Here is a 2495-nt window from a genome sequence, read left to right as displayed (position 1 = left end):
AGCCGCCCGACGCCCGCTGGCTCTCCGGTCAACTGTCCCGGCGCGCGCCGCGTTTCGGTGTGCCGCACCCCGAACGGAGCCGCCCCGAACCTGGCCTGCCCTCCGGGGCGGCGGCGGTCAGGAGGCCGCTCATGAGACCGGCGGCGAAGGCGGCAGACCGGCCCCACCAGGTTGAGGCAAGGATTCCGTTTCTGGTGGTTCACAGGTGTGCAACCCTCGCGTCACCTCGGCTGTCTCCTCTCTGCGGGCCCTGATCAACCTGATCGAAGGGCCACCAGTCTCAGGAGGAACAGTGCGTCGCTCCCTCGTCGTCGCCATCGCGGCCGCCGCCATCGCCGCGCCGCTGGCGGTAGGCACCGCCACCGCGTCCGCAGCGCCCCGGGCGAAGGCGGCCAAGGCCCCGGTCGTCGACTTCAACAAGGACGGGTACGCCGACCTGGCGCTCGGAGCGGCGCACGCGACGGTCGGCGGGAAGCAGGAAGCCGGGTACGTGGCCGTGGTGTACGGGTCGAAGGGCGGCGCCGACCAGGCACGCCGGAAGGTCGTCGACCGGTCCAGCGCGGGGGTGCCCGGGGACGTCAGCAAGTACGGGGACTTCGGCCGCGAGCTGACCGCCGCCGACCTCGACGGGGACGGCTACACCGACCTGGTCGTCGGCGCCGGTACCGGCGGCACCGTGGTGCTGTGGGGCTCCGCCGCCGGGCTCACGGACGCGGCCGCCCGACTGCCGGGCGCGGTCGGCTCCCTGGCCGTCGGCGACTTCGACGGCGACGGGCACCGCGACCTGGTGACGCATGATTACAAGGCCACGCCCGAGAGCGGCCCCCCCGGCATGACCGTCTCGTACGGGCCGTTCACGCGCGGCGGCGAGGCGGCCAGGAAGGACGACATCAGGTTCGAATCGTTTCCCGAGCTGGACGGGTTCGTCGCGGGCGACATGGACGGCGACGGCGTCGACGACCTCGTCACCAGCCACAGCTTTGAGGACCGGGCGTTCGGCAGCCGCTTCTGGAAGGGCGGCGCGTCCGGCCTCGGCCACACGTACAAGGGGCTCAAGGCCTCCGTGGGCGGCGCCGTCGCGGACGTGGACGGCGACGGCTACGGCGACTTCGTCACCCGCGACAACGGCCCCTTCAACGACGACAACGAGGGTGACAAGGGCACCGTCCGCGTCGACTACGGCAGCAAGAACGGGCCCGCCGCCACCCGCACCGTGAAGATCACCCAGGACAGCCCGGGCGTCCCGGGCGTGGGTGAGGAGGGCGGTTACATCGGTGACGACTACTACAGCGGCGACCAGTTCGGCGCCTCGATCAGCGCGGGCGACGTCAACGGCGACGGCTACGCCGACATCGCCGTCGGCGTCCCCGGCGAGGACGTCACCGCGAGCGGCAAGAACGTCCGGGACAGCGGCAACGTCGTCCTGCTCAAGGGCGCCAGGAGCGGCCTCAGCGGCAAGGGCGCCCAGTCCTTCACCCAGACCACGCCCGGCGTCCCCGGCGCCTCCGAGAAGGGCGACAAGTTCGGCGCCGAGGTCTCGCTCGCCGACGTCAACGGCGACAAGAAGGCCGACCTGACCGTCACCGCCCCCGGGGAGGACGGCACGTACCGGGACTCCGGTGCCGCCTGGGTGTTCAAGGGCGCGGCCACCGGCCTGACGACGGCCGGGATCAGCTCCTTCGGCCCGGACGCGCTCGGCGCCCCGGAGAAGGACGCCCGCCTGGGCTCGCGCCTGGCGCGCTAGGTTCTGTCGTCAAAGGTCACGCCCACATCAGGAGCGATGCCAAGGTGACGGCTGCTTCGTAGGACCGGGCGGTCTTGTCGTAGCGGGTGGCGATACCGCGCCACTGCTTGAGGCGGTTGAAGCACCGTTCCACGACGTTGCGGTGCTTGTAGACCTCACGGTCGAAGCCCGGCGGGCGGCCTCCACGGCTGCCTCGCCGGGCCCGGTTGCCGACCTGGTCGGCCCGCTCGGGAATCGTGTGCGGTATGCCCTTGCGGCGGAGCCAGGTGCGGATCACCTTCGAGCTGTAGCCCTTGTCGCCCAGGGCGTGATCGGGCCGGGTGCGGGGCCGCCCCGGTCCGATCCGGGGCACCCGGACCGCTTCCATCACGGCGGTGAACCGGGTGCAGTCGTTGATGTTGCCACCGGTGACGACGAAGCCGAGCGGACGGCCCCTGCCGTCACAGGCCAGGTGAATCTTGCTGGTCAGCCCGCCTCGGGAACGGCCAAGGGCCGGGTCGCAGAGCCCCCTTTTCGAGCTCCGGCCGCATGCTGGTGGGCCCGGACGACCGTGGAATCGACCGACACCAGCCACTCGATGTCGCCCGCCGCGTCCGCCTTCGCCTGCGCAGCCCGCAGCATCCGGTCGAACGTCCCGTCCGCCGCCCACCTGCGAAAACGCGTATGCAGAGTGGCCCACGGCCCGTAACGCTCGGGCACGTCCCGCCAGGCCGTCCCGGTCCGGAACTTCCACACGATCCCGTTCAGGACC

1 protein-coding gene and 1 pseudogene are annotated in these 2495 nt (G+C 71.9%); one reads left to right on the top strand and one right to left on the bottom strand.

What is annotated here, in order from left to right; translation table 11 throughout:
• Nucleotides 1–292 precede the first annotated feature (292 nt).
• Nucleotides 293–1744: an FG-GAP and VCBS repeat-containing protein gene (locus ACWDZ7_RS42720; protein ID WP_451804346.1), complete on the top strand. Its 1452-nt coding sequence runs from the start codon at nt 293–295 to the stop codon at nt 1742–1744.
• 16 nt (nt 1745–1760) lie between these two features.
• On the opposite strand, the pseudogene ACWDZ7_RS42715 reads toward ACWDZ7_RS42720, so the two are convergent.
• Nucleotides 1761–2495, bottom strand: a pseudogene (locus ACWDZ7_RS42715) (IS5 family transposase); the annotation flags it as partial.

It is taken from the genome of Streptomyces sp. NPDC003032 (assembly GCF_053591415.1).
The sequence above is the reverse complement of the archived record's forward strand: the minus strand, read 5'-3'. Positions and strand labels throughout refer to the sequence as shown.